Source organism: Mesorhizobium sp. M2A.F.Ca.ET.067.02.1.1 (assembly GCF_004023285.1).
Lineage (GTDB): Bacteria > Pseudomonadota > Alphaproteobacteria > Rhizobiales > Rhizobiaceae > Mesorhizobium.
Map to the genome: position 1 here is coordinate 61,837 of NZ_RZSB01000001.1, position 25,119 is coordinate 86,955.

22 protein-coding genes and 1 pseudogene are annotated in these 25,119 nt (G+C 58.8%); 12 read left to right on the forward strand and 11 right to left on the reverse strand.

Annotation, left to right across the window (positions count from 1 at the left end; all coding sequences use genetic code 11):
- Positions 1–188: 188 nt before the first annotated feature.
- The 3 genes from EOA28_RS00285 to EOA28_RS00295 all read right to left on the reverse strand — a co-directional run bounded on the left by EOA28_RS00285 (position 189) and on the right by EOA28_RS00295 (position 3,577).
- Positions 189–1,223, reverse strand: a complete 1,035-nt coding sequence (locus EOA28_RS00285) for an LLM class flavin-dependent oxidoreductase (RefSeq protein ID WP_095484287.1) — start codon at positions 1,221–1,223, stop codon at positions 189–191.
- 94 nt (positions 1,224–1,317) lie between these two features.
- Entirely contained in the window at positions 1,318–2,433 is a 1,116-nt protein-coding gene (gene hisC / locus EOA28_RS00290; RefSeq protein WP_126063823.1) for a histidinol-phosphate transaminase, read from the reverse strand.
- An 832-nt stretch (positions 2,434–3,265) separates the two neighbouring features.
- On the reverse strand, positions 3,266–3,577 hold the full coding sequence (locus tag EOA28_RS00295; RefSeq protein ID WP_206437555.1) for a hypothetical protein: 312 nt from the start codon (positions 3,575–3,577) through the stop codon (positions 3,266–3,268).
- A gap of 1,174 nt (positions 3,578–4,751) precedes the next feature.
- Here EOA28_RS00295 and EOA28_RS00300 point away from each other — a divergent pair.
- Positions 4,752–5,285 carry a peroxiredoxin gene (locus EOA28_RS00300; protein ID WP_029356553.1) on the forward strand — a complete coding sequence of 178 codons (534 nt, stop codon included), beginning with the start codon at positions 4,752–4,754 and terminating at the stop codon, positions 5,283–5,285.
- 68 nt (positions 5,286–5,353) lie between these two features.
- A complete protein-coding gene (gene rpoN, locus EOA28_RS00305) occupies positions 5,354–6,787 on the forward strand; it encodes an RNA polymerase factor sigma-54 (protein WP_126063822.1) in 1,434 nt (477 codons plus the stop codon).
- On the opposite strand, the gene EOA28_RS00310 is transcribed toward rpoN, so the two are convergent.
- The 7 genes and pseudogenes from EOA28_RS00310 to EOA28_RS00335 form a co-directional block, all read right to left on the reverse strand.
- Positions 6,784–7,410 (reverse strand): nitrogen fixation protein NifQ, encoded by a 627-nt coding sequence (locus EOA28_RS00310; protein WP_029356557.1) that lies wholly within the window; start codon positions 7,408–7,410, stop codon positions 6,784–6,786. The two genes, rpoN and EOA28_RS00310, sit on opposite strands and share 4 nt — an antisense overlap.
- The gene (locus tag EOA28_RS00315) at positions 7,397–8,449 is read right to left on the reverse strand and encodes an LLM class flavin-dependent oxidoreductase (protein ID WP_024505249.1); all 1,053 of its coding nucleotides are present in this window, start codon (positions 8,447–8,449) and stop codon (positions 7,397–7,399) included. Before EOA28_RS00315 ends, EOA28_RS00310 begins: the two co-directional genes overlap by 14 nt.
- A gap of 138 nt (positions 8,450–8,587) precedes the next feature.
- Entirely contained in the window at positions 8,588–10,189 is a 1,602-nt protein-coding gene (locus EOA28_RS00320; RefSeq protein WP_063169384.1) for an SDR family oxidoreductase, read from the reverse strand.
- Between the two features lie 148 nt (positions 10,190–10,337).
- On the reverse strand, positions 10,338–10,925 hold the full coding sequence (locus EOA28_RS00325) for a nuclear transport factor 2 family protein (protein WP_126083656.1): 588 nt from the start codon (positions 10,923–10,925) through the stop codon (positions 10,338–10,340).
- Between the two features lie 138 nt (positions 10,926–11,063).
- Positions 11,064–11,186, reverse strand: a pseudogene (locus EOA28_RS39855) (ferredoxin); the annotation flags it as partial.
- A gap of 29 nt (positions 11,187–11,215) precedes the next feature.
- Complete coding sequence (locus EOA28_RS00330) at positions 11,216–12,394, reverse strand: cytochrome P450 (RefSeq protein ID WP_164759124.1); 1,179 nt, start codon at positions 12,392–12,394, stop codon at positions 11,216–11,218.
- A 265-nt stretch (positions 12,395–12,659) separates the two neighbouring features.
- Positions 12,660–13,616: an IS481 family transposase gene (locus tag EOA28_RS00335; RefSeq protein WP_126063820.1), complete on the reverse strand. Its 957-nt coding sequence runs from the start codon at positions 13,614–13,616 to the stop codon at positions 12,660–12,662.
- Positions 13,617–14,923: 1,307 nt separating this feature from the next.
- On the opposite strand from EOA28_RS00335, the gene EOA28_RS00340 reads away from it, so the two are divergent.
- A complete protein-coding gene (locus tag EOA28_RS00340; protein ID WP_126063819.1) occupies positions 14,924–16,156 on the forward strand; it encodes an MFS transporter in 1,233 nt (410 codons plus the stop codon).
- Between the two features lie 156 nt (positions 16,157–16,312).
- Here the strand turns inward: EOA28_RS00340 and EOA28_RS00345 are convergent, their stop codons facing one another.
- Positions 16,313–17,449, reverse strand: coding sequence for a ChuX/HutX family heme-like substrate-binding protein (locus tag EOA28_RS00345; RefSeq protein WP_126063818.1), 1,137 nt, complete (start codon positions 17,447–17,449; stop codon positions 16,313–16,315).
- 586 nt (positions 17,450–18,035) lie between these two features.
- Here EOA28_RS00345 and EOA28_RS00350 point away from each other — a divergent pair.
- The 9 genes from EOA28_RS00350 to EOA28_RS00385 all read left to right on the forward strand — a co-directional run.
- Positions 18,036–18,356, forward strand: coding sequence for an iron-sulfur cluster assembly accessory protein (locus EOA28_RS00350; protein WP_029356570.1), 321 nt, complete (start codon positions 18,036–18,038; stop codon positions 18,354–18,356).
- A gap of 17 nt (positions 18,357–18,373) precedes the next feature.
- Positions 18,374–18,544 carry a hypothetical protein gene (locus EOA28_RS38555; protein ID WP_165349961.1) on the forward strand — a complete coding sequence of 57 codons (171 nt, stop codon included), beginning with the start codon at positions 18,374–18,376 and terminating at the stop codon, positions 18,542–18,544.
- Between the two features lie 158 nt (positions 18,545–18,702).
- Entirely contained in the window at positions 18,703–19,914 is a 1,212-nt protein-coding gene (nifS, locus tag EOA28_RS00355) for a cysteine desulfurase NifS (RefSeq protein WP_126063817.1), read from the forward strand.
- A gap of 180 nt (positions 19,915–20,094) precedes the next feature.
- The gene (nifW, locus tag EOA28_RS00360; RefSeq protein ID WP_024505239.1) at positions 20,095–20,472 is read left to right on the forward strand and encodes a nitrogenase stabilizing/protective protein NifW; all 378 of its coding nucleotides are present in this window, start codon (positions 20,095–20,097) and stop codon (positions 20,470–20,472) included.
- A 188-nt stretch (positions 20,473–20,660) separates the two neighbouring features.
- Positions 20,661–21,512, forward strand: coding sequence for an electron transfer flavoprotein subunit beta/FixA family protein (locus EOA28_RS00365; protein ID WP_126063816.1), 852 nt, complete (start codon positions 20,661–20,663; stop codon positions 21,510–21,512).
- A 16-nt stretch (positions 21,513–21,528) separates the two neighbouring features.
- On the forward strand, positions 21,529–22,638 hold the full coding sequence (locus tag EOA28_RS00370; RefSeq protein ID WP_126063815.1) for an electron transfer flavoprotein subunit alpha/FixB family protein: 1,110 nt from the start codon (positions 21,529–21,531) through the stop codon (positions 22,636–22,638).
- 10 nt (positions 22,639–22,648) lie between these two features.
- Positions 22,649–23,953 (forward strand): FAD-binding protein, encoded by a 1,305-nt coding sequence (locus EOA28_RS00375; RefSeq protein WP_126080604.1) that lies wholly within the window; start codon positions 22,649–22,651, stop codon positions 23,951–23,953.
- Between the two features lie 12 nt (positions 23,954–23,965).
- On the forward strand, positions 23,966–24,265 hold the full coding sequence (locus tag EOA28_RS00380) for a ferredoxin family protein (protein WP_024505235.1): 300 nt from the start codon (positions 23,966–23,968) through the stop codon (positions 24,263–24,265).
- A gap of 396 nt (positions 24,266–24,661) precedes the next feature.
- On the forward strand, positions 24,662–25,119 hold a 458-nt coding region (locus tag EOA28_RS00385), incomplete at its 3' end, for an alpha/beta fold hydrolase (protein ID WP_128314340.1).

Sequence of the window (25,119 nt, forward strand, 5' to 3'; positions counted from 1 at the left end):
CAAGGCCTCGGCGCGGTCGTCGACCTCTTCACCCCAGCCGAATGTGCCAACTACTTCAAAGCCGCAGGATATGACCTGGATCAGATAGGACGTGCTCCAATGGTTTACACCTGACAGGAGTCCGGCCCCCACAACCGTTTCGCAATGAGGAGCAGCGCTGCCGCTGCTCCTCCAATCACACGACGGATTCACGATGCGGCAACTCGAGCCATGATTTCGGATCGAATGGCCGATGCGGTGTATAGTGAGGCATCCAGCGGCAAATCCCCAAATGCCAGTTGACACAGAAGATAATTAGCACCTGCCTCTTCCAGCTGATCAAGGAGAGCTTTTCGGACAGAATCTGCCGTTCCCACGACGCACAATTCACTTTCAATTGCTGCATCGAAGTTCAAAGGCAAGTTTGGTGGAGTGGAAATGGCATTTAGTTCGTATAGAAATTTGAAGCTATTGAGCCATCGTTCATAGGCAGGTGCTGCGAGCAAATACGCATCTGTTTCAGAACGCCCTATCACCACCATTCGGAGCAATCCAAGAAATGGCGCTTGCTGGCCAATGTCAGCATCGTGAATTCGGGCGGCGCGGAACGCGTCGGTAACGCTGCGAACAGAAGTGGAAGGTCCGACGCAGGCGATGTTTGCCCCATTCGCAGCGGCCCAGCTAGCCGGCTCGGGTCGATTGGTGGCGATCCATGTCGGCGGATGGGGATATTGGTGAGGTCTCAACGTCAGCGGAACATCTTTCAACTCAAAGTGGCGGCCCTGATAAGAAAGCGTCCCGCCTTTCATCGCATTGATGAGAATCTCACTGGCCTCCGCATACTGTTCTGGTGCTGCTTCTACAGCAACCCCGAAGTATCCCAATTCAGTGGGAGCAGAGCCGCGCCCTATGCCGAGTTCAAGCCTGCCGCCGCTCAACTGATCAAGCATGCAGATCTCCTCGAAGGCACGCAGCGGATGATAGAGCGCAAGTAGCATTACCATGGGACCAACACGAAGACTGCGGGTTCGCTGGGCGACGCTCGCTAAGAACAAATTCGGTGATGGACCTCTGCCATGCGGCGTACAGTGGTGCTCGGCGAGATGATACGCATAAAAGCCATAGCCATCGCACGCTTCTGCTAGGCTCAGCCGATCTGCATATTGTTGTGCGATGTCATCGCCGTTTTCGTCCAGATGATCGAAGATGCCGAAGGTCAGGCCCGAAGCGGAAATTTTCTTCAATTAATTGTTCTCCAAATTACCTATTATTTATTCGCTAATCATCATAGCTGGCGACATATCAGCACCTATTACTTGGCGCTTAATGTGAATTGACTTAATGCTTGTGCACACCGCGATTCTTCTTAAAGCTCATACAGACGCGTTTGGCGGCAGCAAGGAATTTGTCCATCTGCTCTGTGGTGCCAATGCTGACGCGAATACAGTTCTTCAAATCTACGTCAGGAAAGCTGGCGATGAGGATCGCCTGCTCTTTCAACGCGGCTTGCCAGCATGAGCCCTCCTGTCCCGCCGGCACACGGGCCAGCAAAAAGTTTGCGTGGGAGGGTGTTACGGAAAAGCCAAGTTGCAACAGCGCCAGGGTCACTCGCTGTCGTTCATGCTTGATGTGCCTGTGGTTCTCTTCGTAGGCGTGGCGATGCGCAAGAATGCTTTTCCCGACCGCCTGCCCGATCACGTTCATGTTGAAGACATTCTGGATGTTGCGCAGCCTGCCAATGATTTCTGGGTGACCGAAACCGAAGCCGACTCGCACGCCAGCAGCAGCATAGCTCTTTGAAAAAGTCCTCAAGATCAAAAGATTCGGATGTCTATTGACGAGGCGCAGGGCATTGTCGGGTGCGAAGTCAACGTAGGCCTCATCCAAGACGACCAAGCGATCTGCTTGCTCCACAAGGCGTTCGATTTCGGCCACCGGCACGAATGTTCCGGTCGGATTGTTCGGATTAGCCAACAGAATGAACTTCGCGTCTTTTGCGGGGCCGGACAGCAGTTTTTCTATCGGCAGGGGATGAGCTTCGCTCGATGCGATTTCGAGAAACTCGGCACCCTGCAACATGGCAAGTTTACGGTTGAACGAAAATCCGGGCGACAGCATCGCCACTCTATCTCCTGGGGCGAGGAAAGCTCTGTAGATGAGTCCGAGCAGCTCCGACGAACCGTTGCCGGCAATCACCTGATCTTTGGAAAATCCGTAAGCATCGGAGGCAGCTGCCCTTAAGCTGAGATTGTCGTCTTCCGGATAAAGATACTGGTGTTCGATCGCAGCAATTGCACTTTGCATTACGCTCTTCGGCAACGGAAACGGGTTCTCGTTCGTATTTAGCTTAACGCAATTTGCATCCGTCGCTGGTCCGTTGGACGAGAGAGCATCTAATTTGCTGGCCACCGGCGAAAAAAGCGAAAGCACGGTCTTCAGTTTTGCATCGCACATGTTCTTCTCCGTTTTTCAGTCCCGCAGGGCATGTGACATGAGGCAATAGTTGATCGTGACTTGATCGACGTTCGGCTATATCAGCGCTGCCTTCCCACCCTGGTGGGGATCGCCGACCACGGTTTGGATTTGACACCGGCAAGCTGTCGAGAACCTGATGACGACCCAACGTGTGGCCGACGGCCGATTCGGCGCAACAGACGGTGTTTCAACATCGCATCGTCCTCAAAGCCGCATGCAGGGCCTGCACGACAGCCCGTCTCCAGCGCCCGCAGATAGGTGGAAGCCGAAGTCTTGCCGAACCTCAGTTGCTCTGCCACCTGGCCCACCGGACTGCCCTGTTTATGGGTCAGGCGCAGGATATCTCTGACGCTCGTTCGTCTTGCTTGCTTCCGTCTTGGCATGGGCTCTCTCGGTTTGCTGATGAGAGAGCCAAATACCGGCTCATCTGAGCATGAGACGCAGGCCTGACGATATGGAGCGTCGCTGTGGCGCGCGTAGCCAAGAGGGTTCGCCTCGGTGGCGGGGCATGCAAGACGGCGCACCTCCTTAGCCATCCTGTCCCATCGTCTCAGATCGTGAGGCGCACCTTATAGTCGGTGAGGAGATCTTGCAGGGTCAGGTTACGCCCTAGCGCTTAAGGTTGTTGGTCGCACCGAGCAAGCGCGGGACCTGTCGACGGACAACAGCGGTGCCACTGCCGGCACTAGGTCGTCCAGCATCGCAGTGAACCGCGTACGTAGTATTTTGTCGTAGGCGGCATTCTGGATAGCCGGATACGGGCTCTTCACCCGCTGCACCACCGATTGCGGGATGATGTCGCGAGAAACATTCACGGATTTCGTGAAAAAAGTGTACCCGCCGAAGAGCCCCACTCGCGGGGGCGGTGCAGCACCACCTCGGTGTCACTGCTCGTGTTCATGCGATGGACTAGGCCGGCCAGCTGTTGACGCAGCTCGCGGTAGTTGTAAGTCTCACCCGTGTAGACGAGCACCAAGTCAGGTCGGCCATCCTCCTGGAGCATCCTCGGCTGACGGCCGCCCTGGATATCGATGATTGCCAGGCGGTGGTGTCCCAGCGCCGCAGGCCCGCCGATCCAAGTCCCCTCGTCGTCCGGACCGTGGTTCGCTATGGTGGCCGTCATATCGGCAAGCTCCCTTCGCGCATCGGGACCTCCGAGGTCTCGATTGAAGTCGATCCATTCACAGATGCCGCACAGGTTATGTCGCCGCATTTGGGGCGAAGCAGATATAAGGCCAGTGGGAAACCATCGAGGCAAAGTGACGGATCTAGCCCAGCTACGATCCGCATCCGACATTGTCGGACATCGGACAGCACCGCGATTCGCTGCATAGGAAGCCTGGAGTCGCGATTTCCCTTGGGGGAATCAGCGCATGAAAGGAGAGCTGGGTCGTGTCTGCCGAAATGAGAAATTGCTCCCCCTTATTGCCTCACCGAGGAATGTTACCCAGCGCGATAGACGGACATGCCCTACCTCCCCCCGTTGCAGCTGAGGGAGATAGGGGCCAGCTCTTCATTCAACCCTCATGGAGGATGATCAGCCCAGCCATTTCCATGCGCCGGCCTTCACAAGCCGTGCACCATTCAGGTTCTTTTCCTTGAAGCGCGACGATCCTTGTCAGACGTCGCAACACTTGCTGCCGAGAGCACGAGCTCTTCCTCGAGCATGCCTTGATCTGCGCCTCGAACGGCTCGCACATGCTGGGTTTCAACGACTTCGCAGAGGTTGATATTCTGCAGTGACTTCGTCTCGCTGCTGCACGGCATTGACGCTGGGAGCCATGCTCGCGTGGCGCAATTGTGCTGAAGCCGGTGCCCACGGCAACGTTTCTTAACCCGCCCCAGATCCTGGCGTTTGGCTATTTCCGACATTCGTGTCCGGCTTCGGACAAAGGCCGGGTTTGCCGAACGGAGTCGCACCCAATTTCCAGTGCTGCTTGAGCAATAATATCGACCGGCATTACTGCACAACACGAAAGTTGCTGCAAAAACCGAAGTGAACCCAAGGCATCGGGTCAATTGGCATGGCGCTTGCGACTCGGTCGATAGAACGCAGTCAAAATCACGGTTGCAGACCATGCCTACCTCTCAAAGCTCGATAAAGCACGCGAGCGAAATTCCCCGTCTCCGCGGAAGCTCGTCGCCTTTAAACGTGCCTGCTCGGGGGCGGTCTTGCACAAGACCGGTCCGAGGCAACCACGCCAAGGCGCGAGGCTGCCGGAACTGTCGACCGAAGTCGATGCCGCTTCAGTTTAACCGAAAAATGCACCGTACCACTTTGGCCTGGGAGCAAATCAATGACCGACAGAAAGAACGTTCCTCTCGTGACCTTTCGCACGCGTGTTCGCGATGAGTCGATCGGGGGGCCAAATCCTTATCGGTGGGAGAACAAGACCTCCGACGATTATTTCGGGGGCAAGCGCGTCATCCTGTTCTCGCTGCCTGGCGCCTTCACCCCGACCTGCTCGACCTTCCAACTGCCCGATTTCGAAAAACTCTATGATCAATTTCTGGAACTGCGAATTGACGCGATCTACTGCGTCTCGGTCAACGATGCTTTCGTCATGAATGCGTGGGGAAAGTCCTTGGGGCTGCAGAAGATCGAGCTGATCCCAGACGGGTCGGGCGAGTTCACGCGCAAAATGGGCATGCTGGTCGCGAAGGACAATCTGGGCTTTGGCATGCGCTCCTGGCGATACGCCGCTCTGATCGACGATGGCGTGGTGGAGCAGTGGTTCGAGGAGGAAGGCTTCTGTGACAACTGCGAGACGGACCCCTATGGCGTTTCATCCCCGCAAAACGTTCTCGACAAACTGAAGGCGGCGGCATGACCCAGAAGTGGCAAGTCTCACACAACCCAAGCACACACTAGAGCATCCTCGGCAGATTACGGTTCAACATGCATCTCTCAGCAAGCCTGCTTCAACGCCAGAAGCAACGTATGGTCTTATCGCCTCAAGCCATTGAAGCTATTCGCTTGCTGCGATTGACGCATACTGAACTCCATCAGCTCGTGCAGCAGGCACTCGAGAGGAACCCCGTTTTGAAGCCTGACCCGTTTGACGACGATTCGCCGCTGTCAGGGGTGGATCAGCGGAGCAGTCAAAGCAGAAGCGAAATCGGCGAATCGCCCATTGGCGGGCCGTCTGGCGGGCGCGGGCAATGGAAGTCGCAACGCAGTAGCGGCAACGATCGACCTGCCGTCGAGGAGTTTACCGCCCACACCGAAACATTGCACGACCATGTCGCCCGCCAGGTCGCCCTCACCCCGTTCACCCCCCAGGAGCGGCTGATTGCCGGACAGCTCGCCGCCCATCTGGAGGACACTGGCTATCTTCAGGTAAACCTTTTCGATCTGGCCAGGAGGTTAAACGTTCGGCAAGCTGATGTGGAACGGGTCATCGGAATCTTGCAGCAATTTGATCCGCCGGGGATTTTTGCGCGAACTCTCAGCGAATGCCTGGAGATTCAGCTGCGCCAGCAAGACCGGTTCGACCCGGCTATGGCAGCTTTGGTCGCCAATCTCGAGATGCTTGCACGGGGGGATTTTCAGGGATTGAAGCAGCGTTGCGGAGTCGACGAGGAGGATCTCCTCGACATGAGGAACGAAATCCGCGCGCTCGATCCCAAGCCTGGAGACCGGTTCCAGTCCGGGACGCCGGAAACCATCGTACCGGACGTCTGGGTAATGCCCAAGTCCGAAGGTGGATGGCGGGTGGAGCTTGATCCGGCCACGCTGCCCAAAGTGTTGATCAACCACACCTATGTCGCCGAAATCTCGCAGCTGACCAATCAAAATCCGGAAGGCAAAGCGTTTCTCGACCATTGCCAGGAAAAAGGGAACTGGCTGATCAGCTGCCTCGAGCAGCGCGCTAAGACGATCCTTAAGGTTGCGACCGAAATCGTGCGCCAGCAGGATGCCTTTTTTACACACGGCGTCGCCCATCTGCGGCCTCTCTGTCTCAAAAATGTCGCTGACGGGATCAAAATGCACCAGTCGACGGTAAGCCGGGTGGCTTCGAACAGGTACATGTTAACTCCGCGCGGGGTGTTCGAGCTGAAGTATTTTTTCACAGCGACAATCGCATCCTGCGAGGGCGGCGACGCGCACTCCGCCAAATCTGTCCGCCATCGGATCAAGGCAATCATCGCCGAAGAATCGCTCGACAAGGTACTTTCCGACGAAGACATCGTTGCTCAGCTCAAGCAGACCGGCATCAATGTCGCTCGCCGTACCGTCACCAAATATCGCGAGGCGATGAACATCCCTTCCTCCATACTACGGCGCCGCGATAAGCGTTTGTCCGCAGCTGCGATCAAGCGAAGTGACTAACCGGCATTCCTGGTCGGCGAGAGGCGACTCTCAACTTCCTCCGGGCCGAAGCAGCTTTCGAAGTCCTGGCATTCCCGACAACTGGGTGCAGTGCATGACGAAAAGCCTTCGGCCTCACACAGCTTGCGGTAAAAGTACTTTTTCCATTTCATGTTTTCTGTGTTGCCTGCCGCCAGCGCGGGAAAATGTCTGGCAAGCAGGCGGCTGAGCTCAGCGCGATTTGAGAGGCCAAGATCCCGCCAAAGATGGTCCGTGCGCATCGCACGCCGGGCGATGATCTTGGCCAAGCGGCCGCTCGCCGGGTCGGCCGGCGCAGCATGCGCTAGCAGCAGCCGGCGTAGCAGCTCCTCTTCCAGTTCCGGCTCGGGCTCGCTCAACTCCTCCAAAGCGAATACGCTGCTGGAGGTAGACGGGAAAGTTGCGGCCAAGACATCACGCAATTCGACAGACGAAAGGCCTGTCCCCTCCGTCGCCAACACCTCGCCCGCCTGGACCTCCTCAAGCGAACGTGAATGTACGCAGGGCAGCACATGCTGATCGAAGCTCCTCCCTAGCTCGGACCCACGCCATTGCGCGCTGGATAGGCAGCCATCATCGTAACGGCCGGCTTCAGCTTCCGGCATGACAAAGCGCCTTGTTGACCGCAGGGATGATCTTGTCGCCCCAGAGCTCGATCTGGCGCAGCATCGTCTTTTGGTCGAAGTCGCCCAATTGAGTCTGAACTGCGATCTGGTCCGGTTTCAAGATATCGATCTCTTCCAGCAGGCGATCAATCACGCGATTTACGCTGCCAATCGGCAAATTTTTGCGCATGGTCTCGAAGGACAGATCCTGCTGGGTCGGTGTCTCCTGCAGCAGGTAGCCATCGTGGCTCTGTTGGCGGCGCTGATGCAGGGCTTCAGAAAGCCGGCGCTGGAAGCGGGCATTGTCGAGATAGCTGTTGATCTCCAACTCGTCGTGGCTGGCATAGCAGCAGCGCAGCAGCGATATCTTGACGTCGGTGACGTTCTTTTCCTCGGATGCCGCCGCCCTCTCGACTGATTCACGCAGTGTGGTCAAAGTCTCTAAGCCGTCGTGGAAGGCTGTGACAAAAAAATTGTGCCCCTCGCGGTAGGCCCGAGCCATCCGTGCGGCTCCGCCAGCGATCCAGATAGGCGGCGTCGGCTGCTGGACTGTGCGGACCGAAATCGCTGTTGGGGGGATCTTCTCATACTGGCCGTCGTGTTCGAAGACGTTTTGGTTGAGGCCCTTGAGAATGATGTCCAGGTATTCCGAAAAGACGGCCGGCGCCTCATCGATGTCCACGCCGAACCGTTCGAACTCGAACTGCTGGTATCCCAAGCCTACGCCGAGCTCGAGACGGCCGTTCGCAACGATGTCGGCGAAGCCGATCTCGGACAGCAGGCGCTGCGGTTGGTAAAGCGGCAGCACGCAGACGGCAGTGCCCAGGCGAATCGTGCTTGTCAAGCCGGCGCAGTGCGCCACCATCATCAGCGGGGATGGTATGAGGCTGTAATTGTTGAAGTGGTGCTCAGCAAACCACGCGGTGTTGAACCCAGCCTGCTCCGAAGCGACGGCCTGTTCGATGGAGTTGCGGATGACGCTTTCTGAGGATTGGTGATAGCCACGCTGGGCGGCCAGAATGAAAGTGGCAAATTCCATGATTTCTCCTCGTTATAGACACGTCAGCCGACCGGGAATGTGCTCGGCATGCACATGCTTGGATCTCAAGCACCTCAGGTGCGTCGTGGAGCCGAGGCTTCATAATGCTCGGCCGGTCGCCCTGCGAAGGCCTGGCAATTAACCTGCGGCCTCCGCAAAACATTCGTCATAGAGTTCGCTGGCGTTTCCCGCATCACCGAACGAGGTCCAGCCGCCGTCCACGTAGAGGATCGAGCCGTTGATGTATGAGGCGTCAGACGAAGCAAGGAAGAACGATGCATCTGCGACGTCTTCTGGCCGTCCCATCCTGCCCATGGGGATGCGTCGTCCGATTGCTGTCAGGTCGATGCGGCCGGCTTTGGCCAACTGAGCAAGTGCGGGCGTGCGGATGTGGCCAGGAGCGACGGTGGCTGTCCGAATTCCGACCGGCCCGAGTTCGGCCGCCATGCAACGGGTCAGCATATCCATCCCCGCCTTGGAGGCGCCGTAGGCATGGCGCGGCGCGAACGGCAGAAAGCTGTCGATCGACCCGAGATTGAGGATCACGCCGCCCGGGCGCATAGCCTTGATCGCTTCGCGCGCGCAGGTGAAGGCGCCGGTAAGGTTGACATCCAGGACGTGTTCGAGCTGTTTCGACAGTTGCTCGATCGCAGGCACAATCCTGTCGGCGGTATCAGCACTATTGACCAGAACATCGATATACCCGAAGCGTCCCCTCAGTTCTTCGAACATCGACACCACATCGCTCTCGACGGCCACGTCCAGCGATTTCGCCAGATGCTTGCCGGGGAGCGATGTAGCCAGCTCTGCCGCTGCAGTGCCATCTTTATCAGCAATCACGACGGTGTCGCCGTTCGCGGCAAAGCGGCGAGCGACGGCCGCGCCAATGCTTTTTGCGCCACCGGTGACGAGCACGATTCGCGCATCTGTGCATTCGGCCGGACAGGAGAGCTCGGCTTGGAGCGCACCATCCACCGGCGGGTGAGCATCCCCCGGCTGGTTGAATGACATCCAGCCTCCGTCGACTGCCAGCACCGAGCCGGTGATGTAGCGCGCCTGCGTGCTGCTCAGAAAACGCACGACCCTGGCGATCTCGTCGGGGCGAGCCAAGCGCCCCATCGGCACGCGGCGGCGTATCGCCGCGAGGTCCATTTTGCCAGCGCGTGCCAGTTCTGTGACCATTGGGGTGCGGACGGAGCCCGGCGCCACCGCCGTGACGCGGATTCCTCGCATAGCCCACTCGCATGCAAGGGACTTTGTCAACGAGATCACGCCAGCTTTCGAGGCTGCGTAGGCGTTGCGCCTGGGATTGCCGACCACGCCCGCCATCGAAGCCACATTGACGATCGCACCGCCCGGCTTCATGCGCCGCGCCGCTTCCCGGGCCATAACGAATGGCCCAATAAGGTTCACTGTCACGCCGCGTCGGAAGGTATCGACAGCGGTGTCGATGATCCTATCCATCGTGGGTCCAACCGCCGCATTGTTGATGAGGACATCGATTTGCGCGAACCGTGCTTCGACCTGGCCGAAAAGTGAGAGCATGTCCTTCTCTCGCGACACATCGCACTCCAGACCGACGTGCGGCGACCCGAGATCCCGAGCCAGTTCAACCACACCACTGCCCGGAAGGTCCACCGCAACTACAGTGTCTCCGTCCGCGGCAAGGATATCGACCAGGGCACGGCCGATCCCGCCCGCAGCGCCTGTGATGATTACGGTGCGTGCTGCCAGTTTCACGAGAGCTTCTCCACGATGACCGCTTGTGATCTCAGCCCATCAACCTTGGGCGGAATGAAGGGCCGAGCCAAATCGTTGCAGTGACCGCCAGTTGCGGCCCCACACAGATGTCGTTCCCGTAGGGCGCTCATCCTCCATTTCTACCCACTTATGCAGCTCCCAGTTGGGGACCCTCGACGCCATCTTGGTCGGTGGGGATGTGACCCTTGAGCAACTGGTAGATGGGATCGTCTGGATGTTGTGCTCCAATCGGCTGTCGCCGGCCGAACCTATCTGCCTCAAGAATCGCTGGCGGGATTTGCTCCTCAACCCAATCGTAGACGACTGTCCGTTCCGCAATTCGCCACTCGTCCTGCCTCTTCTGAAACAGATCGCAGTAACGGCCGCAAAGCAGCGTCTGACGTATTTCTTGGTCTGTATCCGGTCCGCGTTGCAGCGCGGTGAAATAGCTCTCGACCGCGGCCTCTGCTGAACTGATGAAGTCGATCAGGCTGTTCGTGATTTGATGGATGTTACGGTGCCCCGGCAGACCGAGAGCAAATTGGATGAAGTCCTCTGCCGGTCCGCAATAGGGACCGTGCCTGTCATACGCTTCGGGCCAGTATGCGCTACGCAGCGCCGCCTCATCGGCGCGGTCTATCCCGCGGCAGTACCGATACAGGCAGTTGCGGATCGCCTCTCGGTCACGCAGTTCGGTAATTTTCGCGTGGTCGACAGGGTCTGTCGCGAATTGTATGATTGTTTTATCCTTCCCGATGCCAGTCTGCACTTTGCGTGTGTCTCTCTCTACAACTGAGTTAGCGGGGGGCTCGTCAACTTCCAGAGCTTGTTCGGGGCAGGCTCGTACCCCTTTTGAGGCAAGCAGTTGCTCCCCATCGGCAACATCAATATCACCGGGCAAGATGTAGCCGGCGTCATCAAGCTTGAAGACTCTCGGCGCCCGCGCCCAGCAGCGCGCATGACCCTGGCATCTGGCTTTATGTACGACGACACGCATAGCGAACTCCAATGTCGTTGGCTGAAACTTCAGGACCAGTCCAGGATCAGATTCTCGATCCCGAACACATGGCCGCCGAAGGTGATAGGTTCAGTCCCTGTCTTGATCCGAAAGGCTGGGATGCGCGCCAGCCACTCCTCCAGGCCAATGACAATCTCCCGCCGGGCAAGGTGTGAGCCAAGACAACGATGGGGACCATAGCCAAAGGCAGCGTGCCGGTTGTCCTCGCGCGCCAGATCGATCTCATTCGGGCATTCGAATTCCGCCGGGTCACGATTGGCAATCATCGTGGCACAGGAAACATAGTCTCCCTTGCGGATCGGCGCGCCTTTGAAGTCGACATCCTTCGTTGCCACTCGGATCATCTGAATGGTCGAATAGGCGCGCAGCAATTCTTCCGCAGCGACGGCAATCCGGTCCGGTTCGCTTCGTAGCAATTCCTGATCTTTGGGGTTGCGCGCGAGATGGGCCAAGTCGAAGCATATGGCTGCTGAGACCGTGTCGAGTCCCGCGACGAACACAAGCACGCCGATGCCACGGACTTCTTCGTCACTGAGCAGACGACCCTCGACCTTTGCCTTCACGATGAAGGTCATGAAATCATCGACCGGCTCCTTGCGGCGCTCGGTGGCAAGTTCGTCGATGAAGGCCACGATCGTCCGGGCTGCGGGTGGTCGTTGCTCCTTATCGCCGTGGAGCAGATCTCTAGCCCAGCCGACAAATGTTTCTAGTCCGTTGTCCGAAAGCCCAATAAAGCGAAGGAAGATATTGACCGCGAACGGAACTGCAAAATCCTTCATGATGTCGCAGCTCGTGCCTGATGCGGCGATCCTGTCGATCAGCTTGATCGCTCGTTCCCGGACAGCCGGCTCCAATGCCATTACCCGCTTTGGCGAAAGCAGCGGATTGAGCAGTGAGCGAAAAACACCGTGGAATGGCGGATCGAGCTCAAGCGGGATCATCGGCCAGCTCTCGCCGAGCACAGAGGCGAAGATGCTGCGATGGCTGGAAAACGTTTCGGTGTCCTGCAGCACCCGGCGCTGGTCGCTCGCGCGAGTGATGACCCAGGTACCCCGACCGTCGCGCGTGTTGCTGGTTGAATAAAAGATCGGAGGCCCGGCATGAACGCAAGCAACCGCTGCATGCGGATCCCCGTTAGCGGTCGGCAACATGCCGGGCGACGTAAACAGGCTGAAGTCCCTCACCATTTCGGGCGGGACATGATCTGGAACCGGCCGCGATTTAACCGCGCCAGAATCGAGAGACCGTTCATGAGATGCTGTCGGCATTTGCATGCAATCGTTGGTGCAAGCTCCGTGCCGAATTCGTCTTTCGATAATCCTTGCCGTTTGCTGGGCAACAGGTGGCGCCTGCGCTGACTTGCTGGTCGGGATTGCAACATTCTTGTCCAGCGTCGGACACAGAATGTAGAAAGCTAGACACCGACTTGGAGCAACTCAACTGGTGGGATCGCTAGCTGTGGAGCCTCAACAGGTTGTCCTCGGTTAGAGCGAGGCGACTGATAGGTGTTTTGGACTTTAGGCTCCCGTGGGGACGGTGCCAATTGTATCTGTGCAGCCAGACCGGCAACTCTGCGGCGCGGTGATCTGAAGTCGGATAAGCGATGGCATAAGCCCATTCGCGCAGTGCTGTCTGGATGAAGCGCTCGGCCTTGCCATTGGTCTTGGGTGTATAGGGTCTTGTCCTGACGTGCTTGAGGCCGAGATCGCGGCAGGCCTTGGCGAAGGCCTTTGATCTGTAGCAGGAGCCGTTGTCGGTCATGACGCGGGCTATCGTGACGCCGAGGCTGGCGTAGTAGGCCACCGCCGCCTTGAGGAAGGCGATGGCGCTTTCTTTTTTCTCGTCGGGCAGGATCTGCGAGAAGGCGATGCGGGAGGCGTCGTCGATGCAGACATGGACGAACTCCCAACTGCTGCCGCGCGAGCTGGCATTGCCGGTGCGCTTGCCGGTAATGCGATGACCGATGCGCTCGAAACGACCGAGCTTCTTGATATCGATATGGATCATCTCGCCAGGATGCTCGCGCTCGTAGCGTCGGATCGGCTCGGCCGGTTCGATATCCCGCAACCGCGACAGTCCGGCACGCTTGAGAACCCGGCTAACGGTGGCGGGCGAGACGCCGACCTCATGGGCGATGTGCTTGCCGGTCCAACGTTGCCGCCGCAGCGCCATGATGCGCTCGGCGATCAACGCAGCGGTGGCCTGCGGCATATGGGCGGGCCGCGAGGAACGGTCGATCATGCCGGCCCGCCCTTCGGACTTGTAGCGCTCGACCCAGCGCGCCACGATCTTGGCCGACACGCCGTAGACACGCGCCGCATGGGCTTTGGAGAAAGCGCCTTCTATCACCGACAGCGCCATCTCCTCTCGACGCAGCGGTGTGAGACGGGCATTCTTATGGATGTTCATTCGGATCCTCCGATGGATGCTGAAGCGTGGTAACTCCAGTCTCCTCGGTCCGGTCCGAATGGACAACCTCCCGAAAGCTCACAGCTAGCCGATCATGTGCCCGGGGAGCATCCAGTTCGAAAGCTTGCTCTAAGCGGCTTGGTGACTTGGCCGAGGTCACCCAGGTGGAAATGACCAACACTTGGGGTAAGCCTAGTGGCGCTCCCCTCGATGATGTCTGGCGGGGTGGTTAGCCGCCTCCGTGGGACAAGATCAGTCTACACGAATGGGCTATAGCCTCTCCTCGCCTGCCTCACTGGCCGTCCTTCAGAGCCGGCCACACGAGCTTTTGTCTTTCAGCAGGGCGTTTTTCTCGCCAGCTACAGAGCCACACCGACGCCATTAATGAGCGTCCAGTCGACGGGTTGGATGGCCCTGTCCATCTTGCCCAGCACCTTGGCTTAGCATTTGCCGGTGCGGCGGAAGCCTTCAAGACGCAGTTCTTGACCTTCTCCAGATCAGCCTCGGATGGATATCGGCAAGGGTTCAGCTCGTCCTTTTGAACTTGCGCATCTTCGTGTTGGCCAACCCCAGGCCGCCCGACATATTTGCGGTCTATCCGGCACCTCAACTTCGAACAACCTTGCGGCAAGCTCTTGGGATAGCCCACGCTCGTGCCTCCACCACCCGCTCAGCAGAGCCAGATTTGTCGTTGATGGCACGGAACTTGCGGAGTCATTCGCAGATGCGTCACGGACCGAGAGTGTCGTCCCATGAATTCGATCACCAAAAAGGCCGCCCGACGTTGCTGGGACCGCCTGCAATTACCTTATCCCAGAATTGGGAGCAACGGCTTCAAAAGGGATAACTCATCACCTCAATTTTGTCGATCGCGCGGCCATCGAACCGCAGCCATCGATCAGACTTCCGCCTCGTTGCACTCATTGCGACCGCCTTGGTGCTTGCGACAACCGCTCAATTCTGGCTGCCAGGATAACCACATATGGCGACGGAACTTCCTGCTTCAAAGCAATATAGAGATCGTCGATCATCCCCCCATCAAGGCCTCGATCGAGGACACCGCGTTCGGCTTGCTTGGTTCGCAGTGAACAGACCGCACTTCGACGAATGCGATCGATGCGACCGCGCCGAGAACTCTCCCGCATTGTCGACGGTTGGGTCCGTCGGCCCTCCGATGAGGCCTCGGATGCGTCGGGCGCCGAGGCCTCGACTGATGCCGACTGGCCGCCGCCGGAAGGTCTCGCGGCTTTGATCCCCGGCGATGTAGCCACCCCTGCTGCAACAGCTCCTAGCCGGAGAACTCATTCATGACCGAATCGGCGACAGATTTAGTGGACGCGGCTTTGTTCGACCGAGATCGGCTTGACCCAGAAAGTCCCTATCAACGTTCTGGCCCTGCATGGGGTGCCATCATTTCGCTTTCCTTCGGCACCTTCGGGCTTGTGACGGCAGAGTTTCTGCCCGCCAGCGTTCTGACACCGCTCGCGCATGATCTCCGTATCACCACGGGCACGGCTGGACAGGCGCTAACAGCGACCGCAATCGTCGCGGCGATCTCGGCACCGATAATCGCCATCGTGACAAAGCGTCTGGACCGCAGGGTCGTCATCTGGGCGATGACGCTCCTGCTGATCCTGTCGAACGTTCTGGCAGAGGTTGCGGGGTCGCTGCCGGTTTTGCTGGCGGCACGCGTCGTCCTTGGCATATCGCTTGGTGGTTTTTGGTCTATTTCGGCAGCGTTGGCGATGCGGCTGGTTCCAAGTCACCTCATGCCGCGCGCCATGTCGATCATCCTCACCGGCGTTTCTGTCGCCTCCGTCTGCGCGGCTCCAATCGGCGCTTATGTCGGTGACATTTGGGGATGGCGAGCCTCGTTCAAGGTCGCCGCAATCGTGAGTGCCGTTGCGCTGCTCGTGCAACTCGTAACCATTCCGCCACTGCCTCCGATCGAAGTGCGCAGATTCCGCAGTCCGCTGGATGTCGCGAAGAATCCGGCGATGAAGGTTGCGGTGCTAGTCGTGCTATTGGTCGCTTCCGGCCATTTTGCCAGCTTCGCCTACATCCGCGCCTTTCTCGAGAGCGTTCCTGCGCTCGAAAAGAAGTCAATCCCGCTCGTGTTCCTTGCTTTTGGCACGGCCGGCGTCTTCGGCAATTTAGCCGGCGCATTCCTCACCAAACACAGTCTCAAGGCGGTCGCGGCCCTGCCGCCCCTGCTCATTGCCGTAGCCGCTGTCTCGCTCCTGACTATGGGAGCATCGGCCTTGACCTCGGCAATTGCAGTTGCCGTATGGGGCTTTGCTTTTGGCGCGGTCCCGGTCGGATTGCAGACATGGATGGTGCTACGCGCCGCTCCGAAACAGGCCGAGAGCGCTGGTGTACTGATGGTCATAACCTTCCAAGTGGCCATCGCAGCCGGCACAACTTTCGGTGGCCTATTGGTGGATCACACGGGTATTGCCAGTGTCTTTGTCTACAGCGCGGTTGCCACGTTCCTCGCTGTCTTGACAGTATTTTTGCTCGGCCCGAACCGCAAAACCTGACCGCCTGGTGGGGAGTGACGGTCGGCGGCGTTCACGCTATTGCCACCTCTGAGCTCGGCCCAAAGGCCGCGGCTTCGTCGTAACCATGCGGTCGATGGGGCAGCGCCAAATTGCTTCCTGCTCATCGCGTTGCGATAATACAGCGCGCTTATTGCGTCATCGTGTCCCCGGTCTCGGCTTCAATGCCCGGCTACTGGCTGCGGAGGCAGATGGGCGCCGGCGTCCCACCGACGACGATCGGTCTTTTCTCATGTAGCTGTCGGGGAAACGAGGCAGGTTTTCCGCCAGAACCCGCCAGTCGTCGCGCTCGCGTTCGCCTTCCTTGCGCGCACCGAACAACTGGATGATGATCTTGCCGTCGGACCCATATGCTTCGAGCGAGGTGACGTGACTGTCATTGGTCGGCTTGCGCACGGCCCAAACCTCACGGATTTGGTGGGTCCTGAGATGCAGCCGGAACGTTTCGTCCAGCACATGGATGCACGGCCCGATCTGCTTGACCGACTTGATTAAGCCGGAATGGGTCTGGATAGAACCTCGGTTGCCGACGAAGCACATGATCGGCAATTCGTCTTCGGCCGCACGCTGGAGCACGGCGCCAACTGCGGCATTGTCGAGCAGCCAAGCGTAATCCTGGCCGACCATGCGCAAAGCCTGGCAGCGGCTGAGCTTGAGCGTCTTTAGAAGGTTGACGTCAGTCAGCCGGCTCCAGTGCTCGCGTAGGTCGTCCACCGTGCCGGCCCAGTCCGCAGTCCTCGCGCCCAGGTCGGCTACTCTCGCCTTAAGCGACATGGTCGGCTCCTGGTTGGCGGATACGAGCTCGGCCACCAGCTTTCGATAGGCATGAAGGTTGGAGACCGGCCTGAGATGCACCTTATGCACTGCTGCGCCGGTGGCGTCGAAGAATTGCAAACTGCGCTGGATTCCGCCGCGATGGCGCCTTTCAACAGCGAAACCATACCTCCAAGCTTGCGGGAAGACGCGAAGGTCGAATTCGTCACCAAGGACCATGGCGTGATTGTTGCCGGTTATCACTCTGTTGAAGACGCCAATCTTTTCGTGCACGGCACCTTGATTGCGGGTCAGCGCCGTCACTTCGCCCACGAATTCGAGGCCCGTCAGAACGTGATTGACGCGCGGGTCGATGCGTGCCGCGCCGAAACCGCAATGGGCCGCGACCAGTTCCGCTTCCGAAATGGCCAATTGGGCTGCGAAATCACGCGCGGGAATGTTCGGACAGACTTCCCACGCACGCCGGATTTCGTTGGGCGACCGCTTCTTGCGCTGATCCATGTTTTTACCCCTGCCCCGTTCTTCTTTTGACGATCGATCGAAAAACGGGCCTCAGGGGTGTGCACGGCGGACGCGATCGATCGTCAGGCACATGCCAGTCGAATCCTGTCTCCGGGCGGTCAGCGGCCAATCGCCGGTAGAGAGCGATTGTTGGGTGGTCGGCGCCAATCGGCCGATCGAGCATTCGGGTACCACCGGCGGTGCTGCTTTCCCACTCAAGGCGGGTCTGATGGATCATATTGCTCTCCTTCGTTCTTCGATTGCGAGGGCAACCCAAAGGTGAATCGGCCGGCAATTTTGCCGCCGCAACGAAGGCTTCACAAAAATCGTGCCAGTTGCTCCGCGGCAAGCTCTGAACATCTTTGGCTCTGTTCATTGCTTTACGCGTGAGTGCATCGCGAACTCAGGCGCCCTTCCTGTGACGCGGACGCGACAAATCCGACAGTAAGTGTCGGTTGTCGGACGTCTCCCCAGCAATCGAGCATAAGAGACGTCGGGATGTCCTACGGTTTTTGACACGTCTTCCCTTTGGCACGGTCCATGCGAGATGATCCGCGAAAACGTCGGACCGAGGAGAAATCGAGCCATGATTACGCTCACCGACAACGCTGTTGCCGCCATCAAGGCCGCTCTTTACCGCGCCAGCGAGCCGGCGGAAGGATTTCGCATCATGGTCCATGCCGGCGGCTGCGCCGGCTTCCAATACTCAATGGGCCTGGAGAGCGTCTCACGTGAGGGCGATGCGATCATCGAGCGAGATGGGCTCAAGGTGTTCATGGATAGAGGCTCCCAACCCCATGCAGCCGGCATGACCGTGGACTTCGTCACTGGGCTCGAAACATCCGGCTTTGTTTTCGATAACCCCAATGCGCGTGAGACGTGCGGCTGCGGCAAGTCCTGCAAATGATTGCGAGGGAACAGGCTATGTTCGACTATAGCGACGCCAAGGAATACTGCGTCGAACCGGCACCGCCGGCGCTCTGGAACCGGCCGACACGCACTGTCGGCCCGGAACAATTGCGTTCGGTGATGCGCCAAATCGCGATCATCGATCGTTGCCGTGGGCAAGCAAACAAAATTGCCCGAAACAGCTGAATTCCCGGCAGATGCCGCCACCAAAGGGCAATGTCGACAGCGACCGGTCAGCCAAGCCATCGCTCGCCCGGCCGCCCACCTTACCAGATACGATATGCGCCAGAGGTTCAATGGCCCGCCTACCCTTGAATCATTTCAGCAGTTGAAGGATCACTCCCATGAACCCTGTCTATCTCGACAACAACGCAACGACGCGGGTTGATCCTGCAGTCGTTGGAGCGATGTTGCCTTTCTTTACGGAGCAATTTGGCAATCATTCGTCCATGCACGCCTATGGCGCATCGGTTGCTGAAGCCGTGAGAAAGGCGAGGCAACAGTTGCAAGCCCTCATCGGCGCGGGATTCGAGGACGAGATCATCTTCACCTCGGGCGGGACTGAAAGCGACAGTACAGCCATCCTTTCGGCGCTGGAGGTGATGCCCGACCGAACGGAAATAGTGACTTCCGCGGTTGAACATCCGGCCGTTCTGAAGTTGTGCGCGCACCTTGAAAAGACGCGCGGCGTCAAGGTGCACATTATCCCAGTCGATCACCACGGCCGGCTCGACCTGGACGCCTACAGAACCGCTCTCACTCCACAAGTGGCAATCGTCTCGATAATGTGGGCGAACAATGAGACCGGTACGATCTTTCCCGTGGTTAAGCTTGCCGATCTAGCCAGGGAAGTCGGCGCGCTTTTCCACACTGATGCAGTGCAGGCGGTCGGAAGGCTTCCGATTGAGCTGAAATCGACCGCGATCGACATGCTGTCGCTCTCCGCCCACAAGCTGCATGGTCCAAAGGGGATAGGCGCGCTTTATGTAAGACGTGGCGTGCGCTTCTCCTCCATGATCAAGGGTGGGCACCAAGAGCGCGACCGGCGTGCAGGCACTGAAAACACACCCGGCATAGTCGGACTGGGCATGGCGGCCGAACTCGCCTTGAAATTCATGGACGAGACAAAACGAATAAAATGGTTGCGCGACCGCCTTGAGAACGGGATCATCCAGCGCATCCCAAACACATCCATCAACGGCGATCCGCAAGAGCGATTGCCAAACACTGCAAACATTGGATTCGAAGGTATCGAAGGCGATGCAATTCCAATTGTCCTGAGCCGGCTGGGAATCGCCTGTTCCGCCGGGTCCGCCTGTGCCTCTGGCTCACTGGAACCGAGCCATGTTCTGATCGCTATGAACGCGGCATGTGGGGCAGTCCGCTTCTCCTTGTCGCGTGACAACGGCGAAGATGACGTAGACCGCGTGCTTGAGGTCCTGCCTGCGATCACCGAGAAGCTACGGGCCGTTCCCAGTGCTGGACTGTGCGGGCGAGGTGCAGAACAGCTTCATTCCGGCCCGGGTCCGAGCGGCACAATAGCCGACGAGCCGTGAGGTCTTCCTCAACGTGACGACCCTGCGCAATGGAGAGCAGTCAAACTCGGGGTCGCCTTCACCACTTCAGAAAAGCTTGAGATCGCCAAGTCTCTTGCCCAGCCGCCGTGCCAGAGGTCGGCACGCCGTCAGCAATGTCACCAATGCATCGACACCACAATTACGCGCCGGGAGAATACAATGAACTGCTCCGCTGATAGCCGCCCGATCGATCGCACCGATATCCTAGCGCGACTGAAGGGCCTGTCGGCCGCGGAGGACTTCTTCGCCTGCCTTGGCGTCTCCTACGACCCGAAAGTGATGAATGTCTCGCGGCTCCATATCATGAAGCGCGTGGGCCAATACCTTGCCGAAGAAGATTTCTCCGGTCTGCCTAACCAGGTAATCGCCGCGCGGGTGCGCGCCAAGCTGGAACGCGCCTACGAAGATTTCGCGACTTCCTCGCCGCTCACGCAACGTGTGTTCAAGGTGCTAAGGGACCACGATCCAAACATATGTCCCGCACCTGGCCGCGCCTTCGTCCCGCTCGACTCTGCACTGAAGCGGTTCGGAAAGTAATGAGCCCGACACGGCTGCGACGCGACAATGTCGAGAAGTCGACAAATCCAGTCCTCATGACGCCTCCTCGGAAGCAAACGAAGCCACCTTCTGGAATAGAGGCAGGAAGACGACTTGGCATGAACGATGCAGGCAATGAGGCGAACCGCCAAGCACGAATCCGGACTGGGAGCTTAGAGAAACCGCCAATGCATATCGTAATCTGCATCAAGCAGGTGCCGGATTCGGCACAGATCCGCGTGCACCCGGTGACGAACACGATCATGCGTCAGGGTGTTCCGACCATCATCAATCCTTACGACCTGTTCGCCCTCGAAGAAGCGCTCAAACTGCGCGACGTTCATGGTGGCGAGGTTACTGTGCTCACAATGGGTCCGCCCATGGCGGAGGACTCGCTGCGAAAGGCGCTCGGTTACGGTGCTGACCGAGCAGTTCTCTTGACGGACCGCTATTTTGCCGGATCCGATACGCTGGCGACTTCCTTTGCTCTTTCGCAAGCAATCGCAAAAATTGGGGAGACTTTCGGCAGGCCGGACATCGTCTTCACCGGCAAGCAGACGATTGACGGCGATACCGCCCAGGTCGGACCGGGCATAGCCAAGCGCCTAGATTTATCGCAACTTACCTATGTCGCGAAGATTGCCTCCATCGATCTCGATACGCGAGAGATCGAAGTCGCGCGTCGCGCCGAAGGCGGCACCCAGTTGCTGAAGAGCAGACTCCCTTGCCTCATTACCATGCTGGAAGACACCAACGAAATCCGCCGGGGCTCGCTCCAGCAGGCTCTGTGCGCGGCGCGCAGGCAAGTCGTGAAGTGGACTGCAGCCGACGCCGGCATTGACGATCTCACCCGGTGCGGTCTGCGTGGCTCGCCTACAGTCGTCAAGCGTGTTTTCGCCCCCACCGCACGGGCAGAAAGGGCGGCGCAGATCGACACCGCGGAAAGGGGCTTGCAGGACATAGCCGATGAACTCATCGCCGATATCTTAACCCGCCGGCCGGCGCTGGAACATGAGCTGGCCTTCAACAGCGGCACGTGACGGCCAGGAGCAGAAAATGTCGACCGCAAGCCAAACCACCCCTCGCATTGCCCCCGGCCGTGCCGGTGTAAAGAAAGAACTTCCCGACCATTTCAAAGACTACCGGCACGTGTGGGTCTTCCTCGAGCTCGAACGCGGCAATGTGCATCCTGTATCATTCGAACTGCTGGGCGAAGGCCGCAAATTGGCCGACAAGCTTGAAGTCCAGCTCGCGGGCGTCGTGCTGGGACCGCCGGGCGAGATGGTCGAGGACGCTGTTGCCGAGGCCTTCGCTTACGGGGCGGATCTTGTCTACATCGTCGATGCGCCGCCGCTCGCCGACTACCGGAACGAGCCGTTCGCCAAGGCGCTCACGGATCTGGTCAATACCCATAAACCCGAAATCCTCCTTCTCGGCGCGACCACACTGGGCAGGGATCTTGCAGGCTCGGTAGCGACGACCCTGCAGACGGGGCTCACGGCCGACTGCACCGAACTTGATGTAGATTCCGACGGTTCACTCGCCGCGACCCGTCCGACTTTTGGTGGCTCATTGTTGTGTACGATCTATACACTAAATTACCGGCCGCAAATGGCGACGGTGCGACCAAGGGTCATGCCTATGCCGCAACGGGTGGATAAGCCGGTCGGGCGTGTCATGCGGCACAAGCTGTCGCTCGTTGAGGACGATATCGTCACCAAAGTCCTCGGCTTCCTACCGGATAACCAGTCGGCAATGGCAAATCTTGCCTATGCGGATGTCGTGGTTGCGGGAGGCCTCGGTCTCGGAGCGGCGGAGAACCTTCAGCTTGTGAAGAATCTTGCCCGAGCGATCGGCGCCGAGCATGGCTGTTCGCGCCCCTTGGTCCAGAAGGGCTGGATGCCGGCTGATCGACAGATTGGACAAACTGGCAAGACCATTCGACCGAAGCTTTACATCGCGGCCGGAATTTCCGGCGCCATCCAGCACCGAGTTGGGGTCGAGGGGGCCGATCTCATCGTCGCGATCAACACCGATCCGAACGCGCCGATTTTCGAGTTCGCCCACCTCGGGATCGTCACGGATGCAATCCGCTTCCTGCCCGCACTGACGGAAGCCTTCACCCGGCGGCTGTCGCCGCACAGTCGAGACAAGCTTGCGAGTTGAGGGAGAGGACATGATTGAACAATTCGATGCCATAGTGGTCGGAGCCGGCATGTCTGGAAACGCAGCTGCTTACACTTTGGCAAGCCAGGGGCTGAAGGTACTGCAGTTGGAGCGCGGGGAATATCCGGGCTCTAAGAACGTCCAGGGTGCCATAATGTACGCGAACATGCTGGAGAAGATCATCCCGGACTTCCGGGATGATGCGCCCCTCGAGCGGCACCTGGTCGAACAGCGACTTTGGGTGTTGGACGACACGTCTCACACCGGAATTCATTACCGGTCGGACGACTTCAATGAGGCGAAACCCAACCGCTACACGATCATTCGCGCCCAGTTCGACAAATGGTTTTCCCGCAAGGTGCGCGAGGCTGGCGCGACGGTCCTGTGTGAGACGACCGCGACGGAACTCGTCCGTGATGGCAATGGCAAGGTGATCGGCGTCCGCACAGACCGGGCTGGCGGAGTGGTCTTCGCGAATGTGGTCGTTCTCGCAGAAGGGGTGTCGGGATTGCTTGGCACTCGCGCAGGCCTGCGCGAGATGCCGAAGCCGGAGACCGTGGCGCTTGCCGTCAAGGAAATGCATTTCTTGCCCGAAGAGGTCATTGGCCAGCGGTTCGGGGTCAAGGGCGATGAAGGCTGCGTAATCGAGGCCGTGGGCACGATCTCTCGCAGCATGGCCGGGCTCGGCTTCCTTTACACCAACAAGGAGTCGATATCACTCGGCATCGGCTGCCTGGTCTCGGATTTCGCCGCGACGATGGAGAGCCCGTCCGCCCTCCTGGATGCGATGAAAAACCATCCTTCGATCCGGCCGCTGATCGCTGGCTCGGAGGTGAAAGAATATGCCGCCCATCTTATCCCCGAAGGTGGTTACAAGGCCATTCCGCAGCTCTTCGGCGACGGTTGGGTCATCGTCGGCGACGCAGCGCAACTGAACAATGCCATTCACCGTGAGGGTTCGAACCTTGCCATGACCTCGGGTCGTGTCGCGGCTGAGGCGATCATCAAAGTCAAAAGCCGCAACGGTCCTATGACCAAAGCGAACCTTGCGCTCTACAAGACGATGCTGGATGACTCCTTTGTGATCAAGGATCTTAAGAAATACAAGGACATGCCAGCCTTGCTCCACACCAATTCCAGCAACTTTTTTGACAGCTATCCGCGGCTGATGTCGCATGCCGCTCAGAACTTCATGCGTGTCGACGGCACGCCGAAGATCGAGAAGGAAAAGAACACCACGGCCGCCTTCATCAACGCGCGCTCGCGCTGGGGGTTGGTCAGCGACGCGGTCCGCCTGGCATTGGCATGGCGCTGAAGAGGGTACAAGATGACGATCGCAGTGACGAAGGTTCGTGTCGAGGACAAACTTTACCAGAACCGCTATCTGGTCGATTCCGGCCGCCCCCATATTATAGTGCGACCGCACGACAAGCCAAGCGCGAACTTGCTTGCGTTGACCTACGTCTGTCCGGCGAAATGCTATGAGTTGAATGACAAGGGTCAAGTCGAGATCACCGCCGACGGCTGCATGGAATGCGGCACCTGCCGGATATTGTGCGAGAAAGGCGGCGACATCGAGTGGAACTATCCGCGCGGCGGCTTTGGTGTCCTGTTCAAGTTCGGATGATCAGCCGGGACCGTGCCAAGAGCATGCCGGCAGCGAGCAACTGCGGCACACCATGAGCCTCTCCATCCACTTGCAAAGAGCTAGTGAATATTGGCCTTTCGCAATTCAAATTTCCTTGACTCGTTAGCGGTGTCCTCAGGCCACGGCGCTGCCCTGTGCGCCGGACTTACCACCGGTCACGTGGTCGAGCCCCTTTGGGACAACGCCCGGCCATCGTGCCGGATGGCAGCCACAACGGCCGGTGAGCAAGTGGAACGGCACAACCCATGGCAAAGACGTATGTGCTAGTGCATGGTGCCTGGCATGGCGGATGGTGTTGGCGGGACGTGGCTGCCAATCTTCGCAAGATGGGATGCCACGTGACCACGCCGACCAGGTGTCGGCGAACGCGCACGTTTGCTGTGCAAGGACATCACGCCCGACACATTCGTGACCGACATCGTCAACCACATTGTGACGGAAGAGCTGAGCGATGTGATCCTTGTCGGTCACAGTCTAGGCGGCATCAGCATCACCGGCGCCGCCGACCGGATACCCGACCATATCAGCCATCTCGTTTATCTCGACAGCGCCATCGTCGAGAGCGGTCAAAGTGTATTCAGCACCATGCCCCCCGACATCGTCGCGGCCCGTCGAAAATTGGTTGCGGAGGAAGGACGGGGTATCTTCATGCCGACTCCGCCGCCAACAGCATTCGGCATTCCCGAGGGACACTCGCTCACGGACTGGGTGCGGCGCCGGATAACACCGCATCCGGCAGGCACCTACGAAAGCGGACTTAAGCTCGAGCACCCGCTCGGCAACGGCAGACCCCGAACCTATGTCGTCTGCACTAATCCACTCCACCCGCCGAT

Excerpts from the sequence above, each read along its gene's own strand:
- hisC (WP_126063823.1), bottom strand. The coding sequence starts at position 2,433 with ATGTGCGATGCAAAACTGAAGACCGTGCTTTCGCTTTTTTCGCCGGTG.
- EOA28_RS00295 (WP_206437555.1), bottom strand. The coding sequence starts at position 3,577 with ATGACGGCCACCATAGCGAACCACGGTCCGGACGACGAGGGGACTTGG.
- EOA28_RS00300 (WP_029356553.1), top strand. The coding sequence starts at position 4,752 with ATGACCGACAGAAAGAACGTTCCTCTCGTGACCTTTCGCACGCGTGTT.
- rpoN (WP_126063822.1), top strand. The coding sequence starts at position 5,354 with ATGCATCTCTCAGCAAGCCTGCTTCAACGCCAGAAGCAACGTATGGTC.
- EOA28_RS00310 (WP_029356557.1), bottom strand. The coding sequence starts at position 7,410 with ATGCCGGAAGCTGAAGCCGGCCGTTACGATGATGGCTGCCTATCCAGC.
- EOA28_RS00315 (WP_024505249.1), bottom strand. The coding sequence starts at position 8,449 with ATGGAATTTGCCACTTTCATTCTGGCCGCCCAGCGTGGCTATCACCAA.
- EOA28_RS00330 (WP_164759124.1), bottom strand. The coding sequence starts at position 12,394 with ATGGTGAGGGACTTCAGCCTGTTTACGTCGCCCGGCATGTTGCCGACC.
- EOA28_RS00335 (WP_126063820.1), bottom strand. The coding sequence starts at position 13,616 with ATGAACATCCATAAGAATGCCCGTCTCACACCGCTGCGTCGAGAGGAG.
- EOA28_RS00340 (WP_126063819.1), top strand. The coding sequence starts at position 14,924 with ATGACCGAATCGGCGACAGATTTAGTGGACGCGGCTTTGTTCGACCGA.
- EOA28_RS00345 (WP_126063818.1), bottom strand. The coding sequence starts at position 17,449 with ATGGATCAGCGCAAGAAGCGGTCGCCCAACGAAATCCGGCGTGCGTGG.
- EOA28_RS00350 (WP_029356570.1), top strand. The coding sequence starts at position 18,036 with ATGATTACGCTCACCGACAACGCTGTTGCCGCCATCAAGGCCGCTCTT.
- EOA28_RS38555 (WP_165349961.1), top strand. The coding sequence starts at position 18,374 with ATGTTCGACTATAGCGACGCCAAGGAATACTGCGTCGAACCGGCACCG.
- nifS (WP_126063817.1), top strand. The coding sequence starts at position 18,703 with ATGAACCCTGTCTATCTCGACAACAACGCAACGACGCGGGTTGATCCT.
- nifW (WP_024505239.1), top strand. The coding sequence starts at position 20,095 with ATGAACTGCTCCGCTGATAGCCGCCCGATCGATCGCACCGATATCCTA.
- EOA28_RS00365 (WP_126063816.1), top strand. The coding sequence starts at position 20,661 with ATGCATATCGTAATCTGCATCAAGCAGGTGCCGGATTCGGCACAGATC.
- EOA28_RS00370 (WP_126063815.1), top strand. The coding sequence starts at position 21,529 with ATGTCGACCGCAAGCCAAACCACCCCTCGCATTGCCCCCGGCCGTGCC.
- EOA28_RS00375 (WP_126080604.1), top strand. The coding sequence starts at position 22,649 with ATGATTGAACAATTCGATGCCATAGTGGTCGGAGCCGGCATGTCTGGA.
- EOA28_RS00380 (WP_024505235.1), top strand. The coding sequence starts at position 23,966 with ATGACGATCGCAGTGACGAAGGTTCGTGTCGAGGACAAACTTTACCAG.